The 22,754-nt window shown below is 51.7% G+C and carries 20 protein-coding genes; 18 read left to right on the top strand and 2 right to left on the bottom strand.

Annotation, left to right across the window (positions count from 1 at the left end; all coding sequences use genetic code 11):
* The first annotated feature begins 114 nt into the window (after positions 1-114).
* The 17 genes from H5P27_RS19280 to H5P27_RS19200 all read left to right on the top strand — a co-directional run bounded on the left by H5P27_RS19280 (position 115) and on the right by H5P27_RS19200 (position 19,705).
* Positions 115-570, top strand: coding sequence for a division/cell wall cluster transcriptional repressor MraZ (locus H5P27_RS19280; protein ID WP_185662057.1), 456 nt, complete (start codon positions 115-117; stop codon positions 568-570).
* Positions 571-583: 13 nt separating this feature from the next.
* Positions 584-793 carry a hypothetical protein gene (locus H5P27_RS19275; protein ID WP_185662056.1) on the top strand — a complete coding sequence of 70 codons (210 nt, stop codon included), beginning with the start codon at positions 584-586 and terminating at the stop codon, positions 791-793.
* 25 nt (positions 794-818) lie between these two features.
* A complete protein-coding gene (rsmH, locus tag H5P27_RS19270; RefSeq protein WP_185662055.1) occupies positions 819-1,736 on the top strand; it encodes a 16S rRNA (cytosine(1402)-N(4))-methyltransferase RsmH in 918 nt (305 codons plus the stop codon).
* A 239-nt stretch (positions 1,737-1,975) separates the two neighbouring features.
* The gene (locus H5P27_RS19265) at positions 1,976-2,353 is read left to right on the top strand and encodes a hypothetical protein (RefSeq protein ID WP_185662054.1); all 378 of its coding nucleotides are present in this window, start codon (positions 1,976-1,978) and stop codon (positions 2,351-2,353) included.
* A gap of 6 nt (positions 2,354-2,359) precedes the next feature.
* Positions 2,360-4,174, top strand: a complete 1,815-nt coding sequence (locus tag H5P27_RS19260; RefSeq protein ID WP_185662053.1) for a peptidoglycan D,D-transpeptidase FtsI family protein — start codon at positions 2,360-2,362, stop codon at positions 4,172-4,174.
* Between the two features lie 58 nt (positions 4,175-4,232).
* Positions 4,233-5,750, top strand: coding sequence for a UDP-N-acetylmuramoyl-L-alanyl-D-glutamate--2,6-diaminopimelate ligase (locus H5P27_RS19255; RefSeq protein ID WP_221774796.1), 1,518 nt, complete (start codon positions 4,233-4,235; stop codon positions 5,748-5,750).
* Positions 5,751-7,115, top strand: coding sequence for a UDP-N-acetylmuramoyl-tripeptide--D-alanyl-D-alanine ligase (locus H5P27_RS19250; RefSeq protein WP_185662052.1), 1,365 nt, complete (start codon positions 5,751-5,753; stop codon positions 7,113-7,115).
* The gene (mraY, locus tag H5P27_RS19245; RefSeq protein ID WP_185662051.1) at positions 7,109-8,209 is read left to right on the top strand and encodes a phospho-N-acetylmuramoyl-pentapeptide-transferase; all 1,101 of its coding nucleotides are present in this window, start codon (positions 7,109-7,111) and stop codon (positions 8,207-8,209) included. The genes H5P27_RS19250 and mraY overlap by 7 nt, the downstream gene beginning before the upstream one ends.
* On the top strand, positions 8,206-9,495 hold the full coding sequence (gene murD / locus H5P27_RS19240) for a UDP-N-acetylmuramoyl-L-alanine--D-glutamate ligase (protein WP_185662050.1): 1,290 nt from the start codon (positions 8,206-8,208) through the stop codon (positions 9,493-9,495). The genes mraY and murD overlap by 4 nt, the downstream gene beginning before the upstream one ends.
* Positions 9,492-10,760: a muramidase family protein gene (locus H5P27_RS19235; RefSeq protein WP_185662049.1), complete on the top strand. Its 1,269-nt coding sequence runs from the start codon at positions 9,492-9,494 to the stop codon at positions 10,758-10,760. Before murD ends, H5P27_RS19235 begins: the two co-directional genes overlap by 4 nt.
* Positions 10,761-10,791: 31 nt before the next feature.
* Positions 10,792-11,958 carry an FtsW/RodA/SpoVE family cell cycle protein gene (locus H5P27_RS19230; RefSeq protein ID WP_185662048.1) on the top strand — a complete coding sequence of 389 codons (1,167 nt, stop codon included), beginning with the start codon at positions 10,792-10,794 and terminating at the stop codon, positions 11,956-11,958.
* Entirely contained in the window at positions 11,955-13,085 is a 1,131-nt protein-coding gene (locus H5P27_RS19225; RefSeq protein ID WP_185662047.1) for a UDP-N-acetylglucosamine--N-acetylmuramyl-(pentapeptide) pyrophosphoryl-undecaprenol N-acetylglucosamine transferase, read from the top strand. Before H5P27_RS19230 ends, H5P27_RS19225 begins: the two co-directional genes overlap by 4 nt.
* Positions 13,082-15,358, top strand: a complete 2,277-nt coding sequence (gene murB / locus H5P27_RS19220; protein ID WP_185662046.1) for a UDP-N-acetylmuramate dehydrogenase — start codon at positions 13,082-13,084, stop codon at positions 15,356-15,358. Before H5P27_RS19225 ends, murB begins: the two co-directional genes overlap by 4 nt.
* A complete protein-coding gene (locus H5P27_RS19215) occupies positions 15,355-16,275 on the top strand; it encodes a D-alanine--D-alanine ligase family protein (RefSeq protein ID WP_185662045.1) in 921 nt (306 codons plus the stop codon). Before murB ends, H5P27_RS19215 begins: the two co-directional genes overlap by 4 nt.
* 13 nt (positions 16,276-16,288) lie before the next feature.
* Positions 16,289-17,182: a cell division protein FtsQ/DivIB gene (locus H5P27_RS19210; protein ID WP_185662044.1), complete on the top strand. Its 894-nt coding sequence runs from the start codon at positions 16,289-16,291 to the stop codon at positions 17,180-17,182.
* 60 nt (positions 17,183-17,242) lie between these two features.
* Positions 17,243-18,454: a cell division protein FtsA gene (ftsA, locus tag H5P27_RS19205; protein WP_185662043.1), complete on the top strand. Its 1,212-nt coding sequence runs from the start codon at positions 17,243-17,245 to the stop codon at positions 18,452-18,454.
* A gap of 21 nt (positions 18,455-18,475) precedes the next feature.
* The gene (locus H5P27_RS19200) at positions 18,476-19,705 is read left to right on the top strand and encodes a cell division protein FtsZ (protein ID WP_185662042.1); all 1,230 of its coding nucleotides are present in this window, start codon (positions 18,476-18,478) and stop codon (positions 19,703-19,705) included.
* A gap of 39 nt (positions 19,706-19,744) precedes the next feature.
* Here H5P27_RS19200 and H5P27_RS19195 read toward each other — a convergent pair whose 3' ends face one another.
* Together H5P27_RS19195 and H5P27_RS19190 are read right to left on the bottom strand one after the other, a co-directional pair.
* Positions 19,745-20,407: a DUF2490 domain-containing protein gene (locus tag H5P27_RS19195; RefSeq protein ID WP_185662041.1), complete on the bottom strand. Its 663-nt coding sequence runs from the start codon at positions 20,405-20,407 to the stop codon at positions 19,745-19,747.
* A 23-nt stretch (positions 20,408-20,430) separates the two neighbouring features.
* Positions 20,431-21,984: a methyl-accepting chemotaxis protein gene (locus tag H5P27_RS19190; protein WP_185662040.1), complete on the bottom strand. Its 1,554-nt coding sequence runs from the start codon at positions 21,982-21,984 to the stop codon at positions 20,431-20,433.
* 372 nt (positions 21,985-22,356) lie between these two features.
* Between H5P27_RS19190 and H5P27_RS19185 the strand changes: the two genes are divergently transcribed.
* Complete coding sequence (locus H5P27_RS19185) at positions 22,357-22,734, top strand: hypothetical protein (protein ID WP_185662039.1); 378 nt, start codon at positions 22,357-22,359, stop codon at positions 22,732-22,734.
* The last annotated feature ends 20 nt before the right edge of the window (positions 22,735-22,754 follow it).

The raw sequence follows: 22,754 nt of genomic DNA, 5'->3' as shown, positions 1-22,754 counted from the left end.
GTGAATAACTTGTTGATAGTAAAAAAGGGGCTTGGTGGTGGAATTTAATTGAAAAGTGGGGGAAAGTGGGGACTTTTGGGGAAGTTCTCCACATTACTTCCGGAAGAAAAATTAATGAGCGCCTTGGGCAGACCAATTTTCGTTGGCAAACACCAACGAAACCTTGATTCGAAGAATCGTCTCACGATCCCTTCGAAATGGCGCTTTGATGGGGACACAGAAGACGTGTATCTGGCATTCCCGGACCCAACCAGCGGGTCGATCCATGTACTACCGCCTTCGCGAGTTCAGAAGCTCATGGAGTTGATGGAGTCTCAAAACCTGAGCGACGAAGATCTGTCCACTTTGCAGGACAAGCTCTTCTCGGAAGCTCATTCATTTGGCTGTGATAAGCAGGGCCGAGTCAACTTGACCGAAGAGTTGCTCGCTCATGCTGGTATCACCAAGGAGGTCATGATCGTAGGCCGCCTTACCGATTTTCGCATTTGGTCACCGGACAGATGGAGCTCCGTGGATCCGAAGGCGAACAACGACGACATGAGCAAGCTGATGAAGCTTGCTGGGATCTAAAGGAGATTCAGTCATGAAGGACCGCCAGACAATACTCTCTAGTTTAATGGAAACAGTGGGGCTCGCCCCGCGTAAGGGGCTTTCGCCGGGAGCCGGAAGGTTTCTCGGCATGGGAGGCTCTTTCGGAAAAGCCAAGATCCGGCACTGCACGACTTGGGATTTTGAATACAAGCTACCCCGAGTGCCAGGCAGAGAGCAATTCAACGACACCAGATTTCGCTAGCCGCCTCGAAGATCGCCCACACGATATGGAAGGACATGTACCAGTTTTAGCAACCGAGACGCTCGAGTACCTTGCTCCGCGTGACGGTGGCTTGTATCTGGACTGCACCTTTGGTGGAGGAGGGCATACGGAACTGATTTTGAATGCAGCGGATTGCACCGTGGTAGCCTTGGATCAGGACCCTCAAGCTGTGGAGCGTTCGAAGGAATTGAAAAGTCGATACGGCGACCGCTTTCACTTTCACCGCATGAACTTCGAGTCCCTCGATCAGTTGGAAGAGGGACCCTTTGACGGGGCCTTGTTCGATTTCGGGGTTTCGTCTTTCCAATTGGATCAGATCGATCGCGGATTCTCGTTTCGAGGAGAAGCGCCTTTGGACATGCGTATGAATCCAGAGGCGGGACGTTCAGCCGCTCAGTGGCTTGCTTCTGCCGATCGCTCGGAGCTCATTCATGCGATTCGCGGATATGCGGAGGAAAAGAATTGGAGAAAGATCGTTGATGCAATTGTGACTGCCCGCGGTAAGGGTGAGCTGAATACGACCACTCAGCTTGCTGATTTGGTAGTCTCGGTAACGCCAGCAAGAATTCGCTTCTCATCAAAGATACATCCCGCGACCAAAGTCTTTCAAGGAATCCGCATTGCGATCAATGATGAGATTGGAGTTATCGAACGCGGGCTGCCTACAGCCTTCGAACGCCTTAAGATAGGAGGCATCCTTTGCTCGATCAGTTTTCATTCTCTAGAAGATCGCGTCGCGAAGACGTTTTACCGTCGTTGGGCCGGAAGACCTGAAGGGGCAAACGATAATAGACCGCAAGATATGCGGGAAGTTCTAGCGGAACTACTAGGCAAAAAGCCCATCACCGCAACTGAATCAGAGATAGCCGAAAACCCGCGAAGCCGTTCTGCCAAGCTTCGTGTACTGAGACGCCTAAAGTAGCCGAAATATGAATACGGCATAAAAATGACCACGCCAACCATGAATGACTCGACAACCAGCAAAAGTAAATTAAACCGCCAGCCTCACTCTCAAAACAGTGGAGCTGTTCCTCTCGACGCTAGCCTTGATTGCCGGCTGGAGACGACTGTCGGAACCGATTCTCCCACCATTGCTTTTAAACCCTTTGATCGCACTTTCAGGCTCCCCGCTCGACGCGTGTAGCTTGGCGAATACGAAAAATGAGTAACCGCACGACTCGAAAGAATACCCGCGTTAATTCGCTACTCAACAGAATCATTTGGCTTACCTTCTCACTCTTCTTGTTTGTAGGAGCGTTTGGCTTGGCCACCGTTTATCTGCGGCATGAAGCTGCTGTGCTCGCCAACCAGAATAAGGCGCTTTACTCGGGCATCTCCGAACAAAAGCGACACATCGCTGAGCTCGGAGCTGTACTTGCTCGGCAAACGACTCGAGATGAGCTCAAAGACTTGAACAAACAGTTTAAGCTGGGGCTTCGCATGCCGCGCGACACGCAGATCGTGCATGTTCTGGAGGATCCAACCAAGCGACTCTACGAGAAGCAATCTCAGTCTATGGTCACGGTATCGACTTTTTAATCACCTATGGCTAGCCGTCCAGGAACTAAGTTTAGATTTTGGATACTCGCTCTTCTTTTCTTCTGTGGATATGGAGCGATAGGCTACCGCTTGGTCGAACTGCACGCTTTCAAGAGCCCCGAACTGGTTGACGAATTGGAACAGACTCGGTTTCGCGTTCTTCGCGAAATGCCGAGGCGAGGCGACATTTATGACATCAATGGAGAAATTCTCGCCACCAGTCATATTTTCCTAGAGGTCGGGGTGGATCGTCACGAGATCAAGCAAAGCGACTGGGCCAAAATACCCGCTATAGCGAAATCTCTCGATCTTCCTGTATCCAAAGTTCAGGAGGCGTTCGGTATGGTCAACGGGCGCATGCCGGATAATCTGAAGTCAATCAGCCCTCGTTGGGTTCGCCTGAAGCGTCGGGTCGAGCCACGCTCATTCGAAGGATTGGCTCAAATGGGGATCCGTTGCGTTACGAGCACCAAGAGCTACGAACGTGAATATCCTCAAGAAGGCCTTGCTGCTCACGTTCTTGGCTTTGTTCGTAAAGACGGCCAAGCCGCGATGGGAGTGGAACGAGAGTTCAACTACTACTTGAGCGGAGAAGAAGGTTGGACTGAGACTGAAATTGGAGCCGGCCGCCGCGAAATGGCTCAATTCAGAAGGAGGCAGGTCGCCTCTACCGATGGATTTAATGTGGTCCTAACCTTGGATTCTTATGTACAGGATGTAGTTGAAAAGGAACTAGCTGAGATTGCCAAAAAGTATAAGCCACAGGCTGCTACTATTATTGTTTCCGATCCTTATACAGGCGAGATGCTTGGATTGGGGAACTATCCGAGTTTCAACCCGAATACGTATTCTGAATCTGACGACAACTCCCGTAAGAATCGTGCCCTCACAGATATTTTAGAGCCCGGGTCCACTTTTAAGATCGTTGCCGCCGCAGCAGCTTTGGAAGAGCGCGTTGTAACTGTAGATACGGAGATCGATTGCTCGGAAGCCTATGCTGTCATGCCAGACGGTTATCGAGTGAGCTTGCCGGGCGATGATCATGCAATGGGCGTTTTGACCGTTGCTCAGGTCATTTCGAAATCTTCCAATCGCGGTGCCGCCCATCTCGGCTTCAAGCTAGGGGACGAGAACTTTTACGATTGGGTCGAGCGTTTCGGATTTGGCGAGTACAGTGGCTTTGGCCTCGGTGTGGAATCCAGAGGGATATTGAATCCGCCTGATAAGTGGGACCGCTTAACTTTGTCCCGCATGACGATGGGCCACTCTATCGCGGCGACGCCGATCCAGATCCACATGGCGACCTCTACTCTTGCCAACGGAGGGGTGCTAATGACGCCTCGCGTGGTGGCAGCTATAACTAATTACGATGGGGATGTCGTGGCGGAGTTTGGTCCGCTTCCACGCCGGAAAGTCTTTTCCAGGGATACGGCGCGTACAGTTACGCAGTTGCTTGAGGAAGCGGCTTCAGTCCGTGGAACAGCTCGTAAAGCGGTAGTGGAAGGCTATCGCGTGGCGGGTAAAACCGGTACGACGCAAAAGATCGTGGGCGGCCGCTATTCACAGAAGGAGCACGTCGGATCGTTTACGGGATTCTTTCCCGCAAATAATCCACAAGTTGTTATCACTGTGATAGTTGATCGGGCTAATGTTTACAATAGCCAAGGCTACCGGATGACGGGTTATGGAGGTACTGTAGCAGCTCCATCTTTCAGCAATATTGCGAAAAAGTTGATCCCGCACTATGCTATTTCACCGTCCACTTCAGTGGATGGCTTCGCGAACCTGCAATCCTCAACCCTCCACAACGGGAGCAATTGATCGAGTGGTCGCGGTTCTCGGAGGAAACAGTCGCCAATAAGGCGAGTCGCACGGGTACGTGAACGTAAATCTACAGATGCCAACCAAAGCGAAAAAGCTAAGCGCAATTTTGGGACCGAAGTTTGCCAAAGCCATGAAGGGGCAACCGGATCCTAAAATCGAGCGTCTGGCGATCGATAGCAGGCGAGTAACGCCCGGCAGCCTGTTTTTTGCATTACCTGGATTGAAGGCGGACGGGAACTCATTCGTCGACGAAGCGATTTCGCGTGGAGCGGTCGCGGTGATCTCCTCGCAACCCCGTCGATTCCGCAGCAGCAAGACCGCCTTTGTCACCATTGAAAACCCTCGCCAAACATTGGCAGCGGTAGCCCGTGAGTTTTATGATAAACCAGACGAAGCTCTTTCCTTAGTAGGGGTGACGGGGACGAACGGAAAAACGACCGTGACCTATCTGGTGAAGCAGATTCTGGCCAATCTCGGACAGCGTTACGGATGCTTGGGTACGATCGGGTACGATTTGGTCCGCCGGACCGTTCCCTCTTTTCGCACGACTCCGGAGTCCTTGGATCTTTGCGATTTACTCAACCAGATGAGGGGGTTCGAATGCCGCGGGGCGGTGATGGAGGTTAGCTCCCATGGGATTGATCAACATCGGGTTGCGGGCTTGAAGTTTGAAGTAGCCGCCTTTCTGAATTTGACGCGTGACCACCTAGACTACCACGACGACATGGAGAGCTACTACCAAGTGAAGCGTAGTTTTTTCCTTGGTGAGCACGGGCCCCAGCCAAAGGTGGCGATCATGAACCTAGATGATCCTTATGGCGAACGTTTGGTATCTGAGGTTCCCGATGACGTTGAGGTAATTACTTTCGGAGAATCTCCAAAGGCGGACTATCGGGTTAGCCAGATTGCACTCTCTTCGGGTGGCTCTACTTTTGTCTTGAGTTGCCCCGATGGCGAATTCGAGGTGAACACTTCCTTGGTCGGTCGATACAATGTTAGTAATACATTAGCTGCCTTGGCCATTTGTGGTGGCTTGGGTCTGAATGTGACTAACTGCGTGAAGGATTTGAGTTCCTTTTCAGGAATCCCTGGCCGTATGCAGAAAGTGGAGGCAGGACAGTCCTCAACAGTTTTAGTCGATTATGCTCACACGGAAGACGCTTTGAAAAATGCTCTCAGCATGTTGCGCGACGTGACGACTGGAAAGCTCAGCGTTGTCTTCGGTTGCGGAGGAAATCGCGACCGTGGAAAGCGTCCCGCCATGATGCGGGTAGCCAATGAGTTGGCGGACGTTTCTTGGGCGACATCAGACAACCCTAGAAATGAAAAGGTGGAGGATATTTTCCAAGACATGCGCGAAGGCATTGTCGATGGCGATCGGGTTCATTTTGTCGCGGATCGTCGGCGGGCCATCGAGCTCGCATTGGAGTCGTGTGGCGAAGGGGATTGCCTCTTAATCGCCGGAAAAGGTCATGAGTCTTTCCAGGAGTATGGTGAGACGGTAATTCCTTTTGACGATAGAAAGGTGGCGATCGAGCTGATCGAGAATATGCGATTGGGAGGTCGGGCCTGAGTGGATACGATCGATGCGAGCGACTTTGAGTCTTGGACGTCTGGCCAATGGCGAAACGGATTCCCCAGCAAGATGGCTGGATTGGTGAACGACTCCCGGAAGGTTCAGCCGGGTTTCCTCTTTGCCGCTATCAAAACGCAGGCTCGCGACGGACACGATTTTTTGAATACAGCCTTGGAGGCGGGTGCTTCGGGAGCGATCGTAAATAGATTTCAAACGGAAGTTGAGATCCCGCAGCTTTTAGTTTCCGATGTGCAAAAGGCCCTCAGGGCTGCTGCTAGGGGATATCGCGAGACCTGGAAAGCCAAGGTGATCGGGATTACCGGCAGTTGTGGAAAGACGACTTGCAAGGAACTGCTCGCCTGCTTGCTCTCGGATAGCGAAACGCTCAGCACTCTCGGCAACTTAAACAACTTGCTGGGAGTTCCTATGAGTATTCTCAAGCCGCAAGGTCAGACAGCGGAGTTTGCGGTTTTGGAAGCTGGAATTTCCGAGCCTGGTGAAATGGAGCTACTAGAGGAGTGCATCCAGCCGGAAATCGGGATTATCACTTCGATAGGTCCCGCCCATCTACAGGATTTAGGTTCCGTCGAAGGCGTGGCGAAAGAAAAGGGCAAGCTACTAAAAGGAAGCCGTCTGGAAATCGCTTTTGTCGGCAGTACCTGTATGCCTTATCTGAAGCAGATTGACTGCTCAAAAGCTGTGGTCGTAGAGCCTGATGAGGAATTGTCCAAACTCTGGTCCTACCGTTTCGAAACTTCGGATGGCCGAACGCGCCATTGGCAGAATATCGAAGGCACTGTTCGGGAATTTGAATACGGCGGAACGGGAGCGGGCTTGGCATCAAACGCAGCCCTTGCCATCGCGGCGGCCTCCCATTTAGGCCGAGGTTGGGAGACTGTTGCCGAATCCCTACGGGATTGGCGTCCTGCCCAAATGAGAAACGAGTGGCGAAAGCTAGGGGACTGGAAAGTTTTCGTGGATTGCTACAACGCTAATCCGCTTTCGATGCGCGATTCGCTTGATACTTTCGTCCGAGAAACATCTGGCGAGGAAGCTCGATTTTACCTGATCGGATGCATGGAGGAACTGGGTGGCGAGTCCAAACGATTGCATGAAGAATTGGGGCGAGCTATTCCTTTCAGAAAACAAGATTTCCTGCTTGTGATTGGGGGCGAAGCGTCGAGCGTGTTGCACGGTATGAAATGCGCTGGGCGAGCGACAGATAATTGTATTGCGATCGAGACCGCGGAGGAGGCGACCGAACAGCTTCGGAACTTCTCCGGGAACGTCTTTCTGAAGGGAAGCCGCAAGTATCGGCTGGAGTCGGTGCTGCCTGTTTTGCAAGGAGGTGCGGCATGCTGAGTTATTTGGCCCAGTACGAAGAGTATTTTGGACCGTTTCGTTTGCTGCGGTTTATCACCTTGCGCACCCTGTTTGCATCGGGGTCGTCCCTAATGATTGGATACTTGTTAGGTCCTTGGGTGATCGCTAAGCTGAGATCTTTCAGCTTTCAGCAAAGTTTGCGGGACAAGAGTGAAGTCGGGCGTTTGGCCGAGCTGCACGAAGGCAAGAAAAACACTCCCACCATGGGTGGATTGCTCATCTGCTTAAGCGTTACGAGCAGCAGCCTGCTCTGGGCTCAATGGAACGTTTGGGTACTGACCGCTTTGCTGGTTTACGTGAGTCTGACTGCCTTGGGCTTCATGGATGATTTCCTGAAAGTCTCCAAGCGGAACAGCAAGGGTGTTAGCTCCAAGTTCAAGCTAGTCTGGCAAAGCATAACGACCGTAGTGGCCTTGCTGATACTTCTAAACCACCCGGAAAGCGCAGAGCTGACTCGAGAGCTTTGGCTGCCATTTTTCAAAGGTGCGGTGATCGAAAAGATGCCGTATTGGTTCCTGTTTATATTCCTTTTCTTCGTATTGGTGGGCTCGAGCAATGCCATCAATCTGACGGATGGGGTAGACGGGCTCGCGATTGGCTGCACTATTTCCGCGGCACTCGTTTACGCTGTGATGGCTTATGCTGCGGGTAATGCTATCATTTCTGATTATCTGCTAATATCCAATGTTCCCGGTGTTGGAGAGCTGACCATCATTTGCGGTTCTCTGGTGGGAGCAGGACTTGCATTTCTTTGGTACAACACGCACCCGGCGGAGGTCTTCATGGGTGACACTGGGTCGCTTGCTCTGGGTGGATTAATTGGCATAGTTGCCTTTATGGTGCATCAGCCAGTTACGCTAGTCATCGTGGGTGGCATTTTTGTCATGGAGGCGATGTCGGTTATTTTACAAGTGGCCTCCTTCAAGATGACGGGAAAACGGATTTTCCGTATGGCTCCCATTCACCATCATTTTGAGCTTAAAGGTTGGGCGGAATCGAAAGTGGTGGTCCGTTTTTGGATCCTATCGCTGATTTTCGCCATCGCAGGGCTGGGGACCCTGAAACTTAGATGAGCCTGCTGCATACAGATTTGCCTAAATGGCTTGCTCCTCTGGTTTCAAGTCCGGTCGCTATATTCGGCTCGGCCTCGAGTGGCCAAGCGGCGAGCAACCTGCTCGAAGGCTTCGGTTGCGAGTGCGATGTTTTTGATCAAAAGCATGGCGACCCAGCATTTTCCGTTTTCGACGAAACCGTTGCTGATAGGTACAAGCTGGTAGTGGTGAGTCCTGGCTTCCCAGCGGATCACCCGTGGCTGGAGGCAGCCAAAGCAGCCAAGTGTAAAGTCGTGCCGGAAATCGATTTGGGCGCTTCCATGTGGAAAGGCTCACTCGTGGTAATAACCGGTACGAACGGGAAGACCACTTTGACCGAATTCCTTAGTGCTGCATTCAGTAGCGCGGGGATCGAAGCTTACGCCTGCGGGAATATCGGTAGGCCGATATCCAGCTTGGTAGCGGAAGGCTGCAATTTAGAAGCTGTTGCGGTGTGCGAAGTGAGTTCATTCCAAGCTGAACTTTGCCAGCATCTTCATGCGGATTCGCTGCTTTGGACGAATTTCGACGAGGATCACTTGGATCGCCACAAGACCCTAGAGAACTATTTCCGGACCAAATATCATCTGGTCGATTTGCAACGAGGTGACGTCTTTCTTTTCGACGAAAGCGTGAAGGAATATGGCGAGCAGCTTGGTTTGGAGATTCCGGAAGGCGGCTTGGTAGAGGATACGCTTTCCGCCAGTGAGATGGGAGTCTCGGGCACTATTTTTGAAACATTGCCCGAGCGAAACACCTACCTAATCGCTCGATCCCTTTGGCTAAGCATGGGGCTAGATGAGGGCGAACTCATCGAAGCGGCCAATAATTTCAAGAAGAGCCCGCACCGGATGGAGCTCATCGAAAATCGAGATGGAATCTCTTTTTGGGATGATTCCAAATCCACCAATTTCCATTCTGTCTACGGCGCCCTAAAGCGCTTTGAAAATCCAGTGGTTTGGATAGGAGGCGGAAAAAACAAAGGGGGAGATCTGCAACGTTTTGCAAAGCGAGTTACGGGCCAGCTTCGCTCTGCCCACTTGATAGGGGAGACTGCGGAGGAACTTGCCGCAGCTTTCAGGGAGCATGAGCTCCCAACCCATGTCTACGAGGATTTAGACCAAGCAGTAGCCGGCGCCGTTGCAGACGCAGAATCCGGCACCAACATTTTATTAAGCCCCGGTTTCGCTAGCCTCGACATGTTCGACGGCTATTCGCAGCGTGGGGAAGCATTCCGAAGAGCAATCAGCCATTTGTCAGACCTATGAAACTATCAGCGTACAAGGAACTCGATTCGAGCAAGCGCGCCCAGACCCTGAGCCGCATTATCCTGATTGCGGGAGCGCATCTCGTCGTAATCGGAGGAGCGTACCTCGTGTCCACTTTTGGAGATAAGCAGGGCAACGACCCGGATTCACCATCCATGGCGGGAGTTGGGACCTGGTCCAACCGGAGCTCTGATGCCAACGCTCCGAGTGTCGATGCCTCATCGGGCACGCTTTTCGACTCTCGAGCAGGGGATCTTTCAGGCTACAATGCAGGCGATCCAGATCCAGTGCTTCTCGCGTCCGCCTCATCGCCCTCAAGCTCAAAGGCCCGCTATGCACCTCGGCGTCCAAGCGACTCGGGAAGCAGCAGCTCAAATTCCTCCACGCGTGCTCCTTCAACATCCACTTCCTCCAGCCAGGTTGACGACGATGAATTCTTGAGCCCGATCAACAGTTCGAGCGATGTACTCTACCCAGTGCGTTCGAGCTCCGCGTCGGAAGGCTTGTCCAAGACCATTGATTATAAAATCCAAAGTGGAGACAGCCTCTGGGGCATTTCCAAGCGGTTTAATGTGACCGTCGCCGAGATCACTGCCGTAAATCCCGGAATCAAGGCGAACGCAATTCGAGTCGGGCAGTCCTTGAACATTCCTCGCAACTCCACCACGGAGTCGATGGGACTGGGTGCTTCTAGCTCCTCCGATGCTTCCAAGAAGCCCGTCAACGGATCCATCTACACCGTGAAGGCCGGAGATGTGCTCTCCAGAATCGCCTCCCGTCAAGGTATGACTGTTGCTGAACTCAAGCGAGCGAATGGACTCAGCAATGACGTTATCCGCGTGGGGCAGGAGCTCGTGATCCCTGCCAAAAAAGCCAGTAGTGCCGATCTCGTTTCCAAGCAGCACAGAGGGCCGAAGGTAACAATCGAAGCGGGCGATACGATCGGAAAGATTGCCGCGATCTATGGTGTTTCACCAACTGAGTTGATGAAGCTAAACAACATCTCCAATCCGCGCCTGATCCGTATTGGCCAAACGCTTTTGATCCCCGAGAAGAATCCGACTCCAAGCACCGTCACGCCGCGTGCTCAAAGTACCGCTCCGACCCGTGCCAGCAATCCAGAGCCAACTCCGCGTCAGCCAACGCGAACTCTAGAGGACTTGCCTCCGCCTGCGGAGGAAACCTTGCCGACGCTTCCGACCTTGGACGACACATTTGGAGAAGAGGATTTGGAGGATCAGCCCCTTATTCAAATTTCCGAGTAGCGGCTTGTAGTCCATCCCACGCTACAGTCGCATGTCGAAAGCGAAGAAAAAAGAGCAGATTGGCCACAGTGGCGTCCTCAATCCAGCGGCGGTCGTGCTCGCCTGCGCCGCGATCCTGACGATCCTGGGAGTCACGATTCTTTTTAGCGCGAGCCTGCATATCCACAAATCTTCGCCTTACTACTTCATCGAGAAGCAAGCCATGTGGATCGGGCTGACCTTGCTTGTGGGATTGGTTATCCAATTGGTGAATCTCGACTGGATTCGCCGCTTTGTCTGGTTCGGCTATGCCGTGGGAATCGGCTTACTCTTGCTGGTTTTCATACCTGGCATCGGGACCACGATCAATGGAAGTCGCAGTTGGGTCCGTTTAGGCCCTATCGGATTTCAAGTAGCGGAGTTAGCTAAGATCGGCTTTGTATTTTTCATTGCCCACTACTTCAGCGTTATCCGTAGCGATAATCAGAAGTTCTTTCGAGGCTTCATTTACCCATCGATCGGTATGGCGGTTTACATCGGATTGGTGATAGCGCAGCCAGACCTCGGCACCGCCTTGATCTACGTGATGGTTGCGGTCGGATTGCTTTACCTGGCCGGAGTGAAATTGCTCTATCTGGTACCTTCGGTCACAGCGGGATTGGCCGGGGTCGTGGGGCTAATTTATAACGACGCCGAGAGATGGAGCCGGTTAACTGCCTTTTGGAACATGGAGGCCGAAAAAGCGGGCGATGCATACCAGGGTTGGCAAGCTCTGCTGGCTTTCGGGGCAGGGGGGATCGATGGAGTTGGTTTAGGCAATGGCCGCCAACAGCAGAGCTTTCTGCCTGAAGCCCATAACGACTTCATATTCGCCGTGATTGGAGAAGAGCTCGGCATGATCGCCACCCTCGCTGTAGTCGTGGCCTACTTTGTGTTATTTGTCGCTGGCATTTTGCATATCCGCAAGGCCCCTAACACCTATCAGTATCTGCTCGCAGCGGGAAGCGTATTGATGATATCGGTACAATCTATCCTGAACCTAGGCGTGGTAACTGGTGTGCTTCCTACCACAGGATTGCCACTCCCCTTTATCAGTTACGGGGGCTCCAACTTTTTGACGATGGGTATATTTGTAGCGATCATTTTGAATACGAGTATGGCTTGGAAGGGTCCGGTACTTCAGCAGTCGAAACGCAAACTGAAAGATATCGAAGGATGAAACGGGCCATCATTGCATGTGGTGGGACTGGCGGTCATATGTCCCCGGGAATCGCTTTGGCGGAAGAGCTCAGCTCGAGAGGCTGGGAGTGCACGCTACTGATTAGCAACAAGCAGGTCGATTCACGATTGGTTAGAAAGTACGGACAATTCAAGTACGACACCATCGATGGCAGACCCTTCTCTGTTCGTCCGGACCGGCTCGCACTTTTTTTGATCAGCCTGATGAAGGGTACTCTGAAATGCCGACGAATGATTCGGAGCTTAGAGCCTCAAGTCGTGGTTGGATTTGGCGGATTTCTTACCATGCCTGCTATGTTGGCTGGCTTTCTCGCTGGATTGCCAACTGTGATTCACGAGGCCAATCGCGTTGCTGGGCGCGTGACGCGCATCGTTAGCTGGTTTGCTCGCCGCATCTACTTACCTGAAGGTGTTCGCATACGAACTAAAAGATCTAGTCGTATCCGCTATTTGGGCATGCCAGTCCGAGACGAAATCGTGAGTATGTCGAAGTCTGCCGCTAAAGAATCGCTCGGACTGGATCCAAGCTTGAAAGTTCTAGCTATCATGGGCGGAAGCCAAGGTGCTCAGTCGCTCAACAACTGGGTAGAGACCAGCTTGAACGCGCTCAGCCAAAAGGAAATACAGGTTTTCTGTCTAACCGGAGACTCGTCTTCCGACAAAGTAGTTACTAAGAAGTCGCCTAAGGGAGGAGATATCAAACATGTCTTCCAAGGTTTCAGTGACGACATGGCCACAATCCTAAGTGCTGCCGATTTCGTGGTATCACGCTCTGGTGCGGGAAGCATCGCCGAGATGATTCGGTGCCGTGCTCCGGGAATCTTAGTTCCGTATCCATACTCTGCGGATGATCACCAGATCGCAAATGCTGAGAATTTCGAGAAATTGGGTTGCGGGATGCAGATGTCCCAAGAGTTCTTGGGTGACATGTTGGAAGAGATTAAAGAAGTGATTTACAACGAATGGTTGCTTCAGAAATTTCGGAAAAATCTCGAATTGGCGGATCGGGTAGATGTGCGAGCCTTTATGGCCGATGATCTGGAGAGCATCATTTCGAGTGATGGCTTGGATATGCTGGGACGCGCCCAGCGTCGTGTCGAAACATGATAGAGTCCCTTCCGGAACGTATCCATTGTCTGGGCGCGGGGGGAGCGGGGATGCTGCCACTGGCCATCTACCTGTCTGAAGTAGGACATATCGTTTCGGCCGAGGACGATGCTTTTGGCGAGCACGCGGAGACCTTGCTCCGTTCCTGTGGCGTATTGGTCCAGCCCTTTGACGAGGGATGCGAGGCATTGGTGTACTCTTCTGCCATCCCTCCCTCTCACCCCGCCTATCGTAAAATGCGGGAAGCGGAAAAACCTCTTTTAAGGAGAGGGGAATGCTTGGCTTTGATTGCTCAGGGTAAGCGACTTGTGGCGATATCAGGATCTCACGGAAAGACTACCACTTGCGCCATGCTGATCGATATTCTGGATACCCTCGGGTTTGATTTCGATTATCTATTGGGAGCTCTTTACGATAAAAAGGCGCCTAGCCGTTTTGCTGGCTCGCACTGGTTGGTCGCTGAAATTGACGAAAGCGACGGCACGATCGATTCCTTTTCGCCGGAGATTACTCTGATCTTAAATGTGGATCACGATCACCATGCACGCTACAAGACTGAGGGAGAATATTTTGCTGCTTTTGAGTCTTTGGCTCGGCGAACCTCTGGCACTGTCATTTTTGATGGATCTCTTAAGGAGCGACTTTGCCCTGATGTAGACTCGGCAGTGGATTGGGTCGGGGTGGGCGTTGATAGCGTGCTACACGCAAAACCAGCTGGAAGCGGCTGGACATGGCTGGGCCTGGAGGGGCAAAAAGCATTGCCAACCGTACTCCTCAATCGATCGGGAGAGATGAACTTTTATGACGCGGCTTGTGCATTGTTGGCGGCAAACGCGATGGGATCTGAAATTTTGGAAGGCCAAATTTTTGAAATGAATTCAGTCAAACGCAGGCAACGCTGCTGGTTTAATAGTCCGGAGACCCAGGTGTTCGAAGACTACGCCCACCACCCGCGGGAGATTCAGTCTTTGCTGGAGTGCGTGGAAAATGTGCCTGGCTGGCAAACTGTAGTTGTTTTTCAAGCTCATCGCTATTCGCGTACTAGAGAGCTAAAAGAGGAATTGGCTAACTCTCTCTCCCTCTGCGAAGAATTGGTGCTGCTCGATGTCTATGCTGCCAGCGAAGATCCACAAGAAGGCGGCATGGGGACTGATCTCTACGAAGCCTGCCGAAAAAGGAATCAACGCGTTTGCTACATTTCGGATAAGGTTGGTCCGATCGGGACTCTTTTTGCCAGAGCGCAACAGCCTAAGACTAGAATCATCTTTCTTGGAGCTGGCGTCGGGGACCAGCTAGCCCGGCAACTAAGCGATCTCCTCGCCGAGCAAGACAAACGATGGGGACAGTTCTATCGCTCCCTTGCCGAAGTTTCTTACTTCTCGCTTGCGATTAAGGCCGATGAACCGCTAGCCAACAAGACGACCATGCGAGTGGGCGGTACAGCGGAGCGCTATCTGGAACCGGCCTCGCTTTCCCAACTTCTCGCGGCGCTCAAGGCCTGCAAAAAGGCGGGGATTGAGGTTTTGCCGCTTGGCCGGGGATCAAATTTGGTAGTTGCTGATAGTGGAGTCTCTGGATTAGTGATCCGACTGAGTCATCCCTATTGGAGTCGATTTGAATTGCTAGGCGAGGGACGTGCCAGACTGGGAGCCGGTATGCGTATCAAGGCACTTTGCGGCCAGGCTGCCAAGGAAGGGCTGCAAGGGTTTGAATTCTTGGAAGGTATCCCGGGGAGTTTGGGCGGAGTACTTCGAATGAACGCTGGAGCGATGGGCGGATGGGTTTTCGATGTGGTCGAGTCGATCCGCTTCGCTACTCTCGACGGAGAGGTTCTTGAAGCGAAAAAAGGAGACTTGGATTTTGGATACAGGTACTGTCGCGAGCTAGAAGACGCGATCGCTTTGGACGCTGTTTTTGTATCCAAGGAGCAGAAGGGAGTCCCCGATCAGATCCGTAGGACGATAGATACCTATCAAAATAAGAGGAAGGAATCCCAACCTCGCGAACCGAGTGCCGGTTGTATTTTCAAGAATCCGGATGGAGACTCAGCCGGTCGGATCATCGACGAACTAGGACTTAAGGGGGCAGTTGTCGGAGGAGCGGAAATCAGCCAAGTCCACGGTAACTTCATTATCAATCGAGGTGGAGCGACGAGCGAAGATGTGGTGGAGCTTGTCAAATTTGCGCGAAAAGTGGCCAAAGAAAGAAAGGGTGTCGAACTCCATCCTGAAGTGCTTCTATTTGGCTCTAAATGGGAGGATGCCTTGAGATGAAAGACTTTCGAATTGCAGTTCTCTTGGGCGGCACCTCCGACGAGAGAGAGGTCTCATTGGGCTCAGGGAAGGCCGCCGCGGCAGCCCTCTCCAAATTTTTTGACGTGGATGTATTTGATATCCAATCCACGGAGCATTTGCCGGAAGGGCTAGATCCATCGAGACACGTAGTTTTCTCCACCTTGCATGGCAGTTTTGGCGAAGATGGGACTGCTCAAAAGCTGATGGATGACGCCGGCGTCTTTTATGCCGGTTGTGACGAAGCTTCGAGCCGTTTGACCTTCGACAAGGTCGCTACCAAAAGAATGCTCAGCGAGGCTGAAGTTCCTGTGACGGACGACCTCGTTTTTGAGGGCGGGAAGCTTCCGAGTGTCGACGCAGTGGTTAGTCGTTTGGGAAGCTCTGTGGTTATAAAGCCTGTGGATCAGGGCAGTAGCGTGGGGCTTATGTTTGCCTCAACCGAAGAACAGATCGAGGCGTCTCTCAAGAATTGCCTGAAAGGTCGTTGGTTGATCGAACCCCGCGTAGTTGGAAGAGAGGTAACGGTCGGGATTCTTCACAACAAGGCGATGGGCGTGGTTGAAATTCGTCCCAAGAGCGGGCAGTTTGACTTTACCAGCAAGTATACGAAGGGGTTGACCGAATACATCGCTCCAGCCGAATTGTCGGATGAACTGAGCGAGCGCATCCGGAATCTGGCTACGATTGCCTTTGAGGCATGCAACTGTCGAGACTTCGCCCGGATCGATTGTATGATCGATGCCGACGAGAATCTGTTTTTTCTTGAGATAAATACGCTCCCCGGGCTCAAGGAAACGAGCTTGTTACCCATGTCCGCATCCGTTTGTGGATACAATTTCGATGAACTTGTGCAAAAGCTTGTCGAACCCGCTATTTTGAGGTATAAGTCTCGTTAAACCAATCGACGAAATGGCCGCTCAGAAAACCAAGACAGCAACTCGCCGTAAGCGCAAAGCGAATACGTGGAAAGACATCGACCAAAGTGTAAAGCCGAAGGCGATGAGCTCCGCATCGGAGCGCCGAGTTTGGCTGGGCCGTGCCAAGTTTGCGGCAGTGGCATTATTCGTGGGCGCGATAGCGGCAGGTGGTATCTATTTGGCCCCAAAATTAGAGGCGGGGCCGGAGTTACTTACTAAGGCCGGCGAATCCATGCCGATTGTGCTGATCGATGTGCAAACGGATGGCAGCTTGGATCACAGCTTTATATTGGAACGTTTGGGAATCGAGGAAGACGCTAATCTGCTTAGTATAGACCTTGATTTGCTGAAGGAAAAATTAGAGGCGATTGGCCAGGTGAAAGAAGCAGTGGTTTCTCGCCGGTTTCCAGATGCTTTGGAAGTCTCCGTATCGGAGCGGAACCCCATTGTCCGTTTGATTGGTGTCCGACCTAACGGTGAAAAACTGGATCTATTCGCGGATGAGGAAGGGGTCGTTTTCGAAGCAGAGCAACTTGATCCTAATATTGCTGGCAAATTGCCGTACCTAGCTGGGGTGGGACTTTCGAAAGCCGCTGACGGCTATGCGCCGATAGGCGATATCGATGCCGTTGCGAAGCTGTTATCCGACGCCCAAGCGATCGCTCAGCATCTCTATGCTCGCTGGAGAGTTATTTCCCTTGAACACGAGGGACGCATCATCGTCAAAGCTGTTGGAACCAGAGAGATACACTTCGACAGAAATATGGACTTCAGGGATCAGCTGGGTCGTTTAGACTACATTATCGACTATGCGAGGAGCGTCGGGCATCCGTCGCTGAAGCGAGTCGACCTGACTTTGGAAGATCAGGTCCCGGTGACGCTTTAAGACTTTTCACTATCGGGTTGAAATTATTCGAAAAGGAGTCAGCCCTACGGTCTGAGCAAGGTGTATAAGACGAAGGTAATCGCAGGTGTAGACGTTGGTACGAGCAAGGTGACTGTGCTTCTCGGAGAAATCCATGAGGGAAGTAAGCTCAATGTGATCGGCCTTGGACAGTCGTCTTCGCAAGGAATTGTGAAGGGAGAGATCGTCGATTACCACTTAGCCAGCGATTGTGTGCATGCGGCTCTATTGGCCGCAGAAAGCCAAGCAGGTGTCTCCATAGACGGAGTATACTTGGCGCAGTCGGGTGGGCACATCGAAGGGTTTCCCAGCGAGGCCTCGGTCAACATCAGGGACACGGAAGGCTCTGTGCAGCAGGACGACGCGGATCATGTCTGCTCTCTCGCTCAGGGAAGAGAGTTGCCTGAGAACCGCACGACTATTCATCATTTGCGCAGGCCGTTTGTCTTGGATGGTAGGCAAGTGGATACTCCTGTCGGATTGGAGGGTGATCGGCTCGAAGTTAGCTATTGGACGATGCACGGTGATTCGAGGAAAATCAGCGATTCGATTCACATCATCAATGCTTTCAATTTACATGTAGACGATATCGTTTTGGCGGGGCTAGCCAGCAGCGCTGCAGTGGCAACCCCAGACCAGAAGAAAAGTGGGGCTTTGGTCATCGATATTGGCCGTGGCACTACTGACTATGCTCTCTTCATGGGCGGTTTTTGCATGCGGGCAGGGTGCTTGCCAATCGGAGGCGACCATATTTCCAACGACTTAAGTATAGGCTTACGCATGCGGCTCAAACAGGCAGAGAGCCTGAAATTAAGGTATGGGTCCGCAATCTTAGAGCATAAGGACAAAACGGAACGAGTTTGGCTTAATAACGATTTCGAGATCGGCGATCGCCCAATACCGCTTTGGAGCATCGAGAAGATTATCGAATTGCGAGTTTCGGAGATTTTCGAAGTGGTCCTGAAGAAGCTGGGAGGGCAATTCAACCCCGATAAGCTTGCTTCCGGTGTGATTTTGGCGGGAGGCACCAGCAAATTGGCTAATATAGATCAGTGCGCTGAAAATGTATTCGGGATTCAGGCACACGCGGGGGATAACTCCGCTATGGCGACTGGCGAGCTTAAGGATACGCAGTTCAGCACCGCTCTGGGCTTGTTGCATTACGGTCTCCAGTACCAGAGTGAAAATAGTTACAGCAAGCACCGGCAAAGCAGCATTTTTGGTCGCTTGAAATCCCTTTTCCAGAAGGCCTAGAGACTTCCCTATCCCTGAATCATGAGCGACTTGGAAAACGAAGATATTGGGACTCCGACCGGAGTGCGAATGAAGGTTATCGGAGTTGGGGGTGCCGGATCCAATATCGTGGACCGCCTTGTACTTTCGCAGTTCTCTGGTGTGGAGCTGGTCGCAGTGAACACCGATCAGCAAGCACTCTCCGATTCCCCCATCGTGTCCAAACGTTGTATCGGTAAAACTGTTACGGGAGGTTTGGGAACCGGAGGGGATGTCGAAGTGGGAGAGGAAGCAGCCCGCAAGGATGTCGAGGTAATCGATGAACTCGTAAAGGACGTGGACCTGTTGTTCATCGCTGCTGGTCTCGGCGGAGGCACAGGGACGGGGGTCGCTCCGATTATCGCTGAGCAAGCCTTGAGAGAGGGCGCTATCGTTATCGCTTTTGTTGCTTTGCCCTTCACGATCGAGCGGGCCCGTCGGGCCAATACAGCACAAGAAGGTCTCCGTCGTTTGCGTGACACATGCAATGCCGTCGTTCCCTTGCCCAATGATTTGCTGATTCAAGAGTCCGATCCAGATGCCTCGCTCCTCGACGCATTCGCAAAGGCGGATGCATGGATAGAGAAGGCGATCAAGTCGATCTGGTGCATGATGAACAAGACTGGGATGATCAACCTAGACTTCGCTCAGTTGCGGCAGATGCTAGCGAAAAAAGCGGGTAAGACCCTATTTGGTATTGGGGCGGGTGCAGGAGAAAATGCGGCAGCTGAGGCCATCGAAAATTTGAAGCTTTGTCCGCTGTTACATACTCCTGAATTCTCGAAAAAGGCGGATCAATTGCTGGTCAACATCGTTGGCGGTACCCGTATTGGAATGGCCGATACTCAAATGATCATGGAGGCGGTTGCCGAAGAATTCGGAGCGGATGCCAACGTGACCATGGGAGCGGTCGTGGACGAGGAATTAGGCGATTCCGTGGAGATCTGTATCTTGGGCACCAGTGAGGTAACGAGCGTGCCTTTTACGAAGGTGGTCAAAACGCGTAAGCCCTCTACGGATTCAGGCATCTCGTCATCGACCCAGTCCAAGGCACATGGTTCGAAACCGAAACCAACTGCCACCAAAACCTTTAGCTCCGCCTCCCAAGAAGAATTCTCTTTCTCGGAAGGGGATCCCAAAGGTGAATTCGAGAACTCTTCTGGCACTTTATTCGAAGGCCAGGATCTCGATGCCCCCACTTACTTAAGGCGGGGAGTTAAGATCGTCCTCTAGGCTCGAGTAAGCCCAGAGAACGTAGGTTGTAGGTCGCGATCAGAGGCTGTAGGAGGCCCCTAGGATAAACGAGCCATTCCAGTCCGATGTGGTGCCTGAGCGTTTACTCTGATACAAAAGGTAGTAGCTGGCCTTAACTTTCTCTGCATGCTTGGTGCCGAGCATAATGGGGTAGAAGCGGTTGATGGTTAACTTGCTTTTATCTACCTCATAAAAAGCTTCGTTCGCAATGGAGTATGATTTGAAGGGACCGAGGTCCACACTCCAAGTGGCTTTCGTTTGCTGGCGAATACGGTGAAACAGCTCGCTGCCTTTTCCTTCTTTCCAGCGTAGTTCCCAGCGGTTTCGCATGCTAATCGAAGGTCCCTTTTCCGCTACCTTGAATTTGGCCGGGTTTAACTCCACATCAAATCGGTAGGTGCTGTTCCAGTCGTCACCTTTCTTGGAATTCTCGAAAGTAGGATGTGTCCCTAGCTTCCAACCATTGTCCAGTTTTGTGTAGAATTTTTGCGAGAAGCGGACGTATCCAATTTCCTCGGCATCTGGGAGTCTTAGTTCAAGGTGGCTTTTAGTGCTAAGCGTATCGCTCAGATCGATACTTGCACTATTGCCAGTGAACCAGACATCACCGAAATCGTCGGCGTTAACTGATGCAGATGCTAGGATGATTCCTAGAGAAGCGAAGATTGTTTTTAGTTTCATAGGGGTATCTAGTTGTTCAAATTTTAGTTCCAGTCCGACATCGAGTCTACTAACTCTTTACGCGGAGAGGTCTCTCTGGATAGGTCCCAAGAGTGTGATTCTAAGGCCTTGTTGCTCTCCTCAAGATGAGCTTCCAAATTTGCCAGCCCCAGGAGGTCAGCTAGCTCGATCACCATGGTGTTAAGCTTTTGGGTTTCTCCCTCGAGTTGAGAGGTCGCGCTTGCCGTTTCTTCGGCGGAAGCAGCATTATTTTGGGTGACTTGGTCCATTTGGCTGAGTGCTGTATTGAGTTGGGCAATACCTGCTGACTGCTCTTGTGCAGAGGTAGTCATGTTGGTCATGAGGTCGTCCATTTCGTAGGCCTTGCTGCAGATTTTGGTGAGCATCTCGGCGACTCTCTCGCTCGTTTTAAGTCCCGCTTCGCTTCTTTGAGTCGACTCTTCGATACGGTCTGAGGTATCCCTCGCGGCGGTTGCGCAGCGTTGAGCGAGTGCTCGAACTTCATCAGCCACCACTGCAAATCCGGCTCCAGCTTCACCAGCCCGAGCGGCTTCTACCGCTGCGTTCAAGGCTAGGATGTTGGTCTGGAATGCGATTTCGTCGATGGTCTTAAGCGTTATGGATATCTTTGTGCTAGAATCAGCGATCAGCTTCATAGCCTCGATCATGGTATCCATTTCCTCTGATCCCTGTTGGGCGGCCTTATTGGTTTCTTCAGATACCTTTTTGATCTTTCGTACTGCATCTACGCTTCCCTCGATCGTGGCGGCGCTCTCCTCTAGTGACGCACTCGTTTCCTCTAGGGCTGCAGCCTGCTCTGATGCGCCCGTTGCCACCAAGCGACTGCTGTTGCTGATTTGGGTGGTGGTCTCAGCTGTCCGGTCTGCTGTGTCGGACAAGTTCAGAGCGATGTTCTTGAGTTTATTCGACACGTCATATCCGAACCGCCAGGTTAGGAAAATGCCGAGAGCGATACTTATGATGCCAGTTGCCGATACTAGGATGATCCCTATCTGGGCTGCCTGATCAGCACTTGCTTTAATTTTATCAGTTTGCTGCTCAAGTACTTCGGTTAGCTTATCGATCTGGTCTCTGCTTTTGTCAAAAGTGGCCAAAGCTGGCCCTTTGACCAGTTTAATGCCTTCGACTACACTCCCCGGCTGGTTGCTTGTAAGTAATGAGATCGCTTGGCTTGTTTCAGATTTCCATTGGGCAAAGCCTCTTTCAAAATCTCTCTCGAAACTCTTCACTTCTTTTGTTGAGTAAGAGCTGGCTTGATTTTTGAAGTTACCCCAACGCTCTTCAACCTGACTTATATTTTCCTCTGCGGACTTTATGTATTTGGGGTAATCTGCCTCGTCAGCATTCTCCAGCATCAGCTGTGCTATAAGGGCTTGGTGAAGATCTCGGTCTAGTTGAAGTAGAGAGTCCGTTGCTGACAAGACGTCGTCCGAAAATGTATGCATGTCCTCTAGGACCATGTGGGTTGTTCTCAACCCCATGGCGCCTGTGATCAGGCAGCATGCGGATAGAGTCGCGAACGCTAGGGTAGTTTTCTTAGAGAAGGTGAGCTTCATATCTTCGGATTCGTATTGTGCCTCGATTGTTCGGCACAGGTGTTAGATTGAATCCTCTAGATCGTTTGAAGTTTCGATCGGATGAAGTAAGTGAGCTCTTTGCTGCGCTGATTCGCTAATGTTTAACGAATTTCCAGGAAAGCACCCTAGCTTGTATTAGGGGAGCGATCTTAGATTTGAATGGATACCGTATACCTTCCAAATTGTTTTTTTCACCGCTCTTTTTCCCTACGGAAATCCGGTAACTTCCACGCCGCTAAGTAGTTAGCGCATGCATATACTGGGGGTATATTAGGTATTAGATATGCTTAATTAGGGAAATAGGCGTAAATAGCTTGAATAAAAAAGTAAAAATACCTACATAAATGCGACATGAAAATCTTGGTTAGGTATGCGAGTTACGTTCTGTTGCTGCTACTGCTTTGTAACCAATCGAAAGGTTCTGATCAGAACGTAATCCTATCGGGAACCGCCAGTAGCGACGGCTCCTCTGAAGTGGCAAAATGGCGAACCTCTGGTGGACGAGAGATGGTTTCAGCCCAACCGAAAAGATTGAGCGAGTTTCATTGGAATGCTCACTTTCACATCTTGAGGGCGAGCCCTGGATTTTGGACAGTCTATTATTTCGCGGATGAATATAAATCCAAGGAGCGCCCATTCGATGTGAGCGATTCCGGACCCATCGCAGGGGCTATGGGCGCTTGCCTGCTGTTCCTAGCCATTTTGGGCAAACAAGCTTTTCGCGAGTAGTATTCGCCGAACGTTCTCGT

The sequence above is a fragment of the Pelagicoccus albus genome, from assembly GCF_014230145.1.
Lineage (GTDB): Bacteria > Verrucomicrobiota > Verrucomicrobiia > Opitutales > Opitutaceae > Pelagicoccus > Pelagicoccus albus.
The sequence above is the reverse complement of the archived record's forward strand: the minus strand, read 5'-3'. Positions and strand labels throughout refer to the sequence as shown.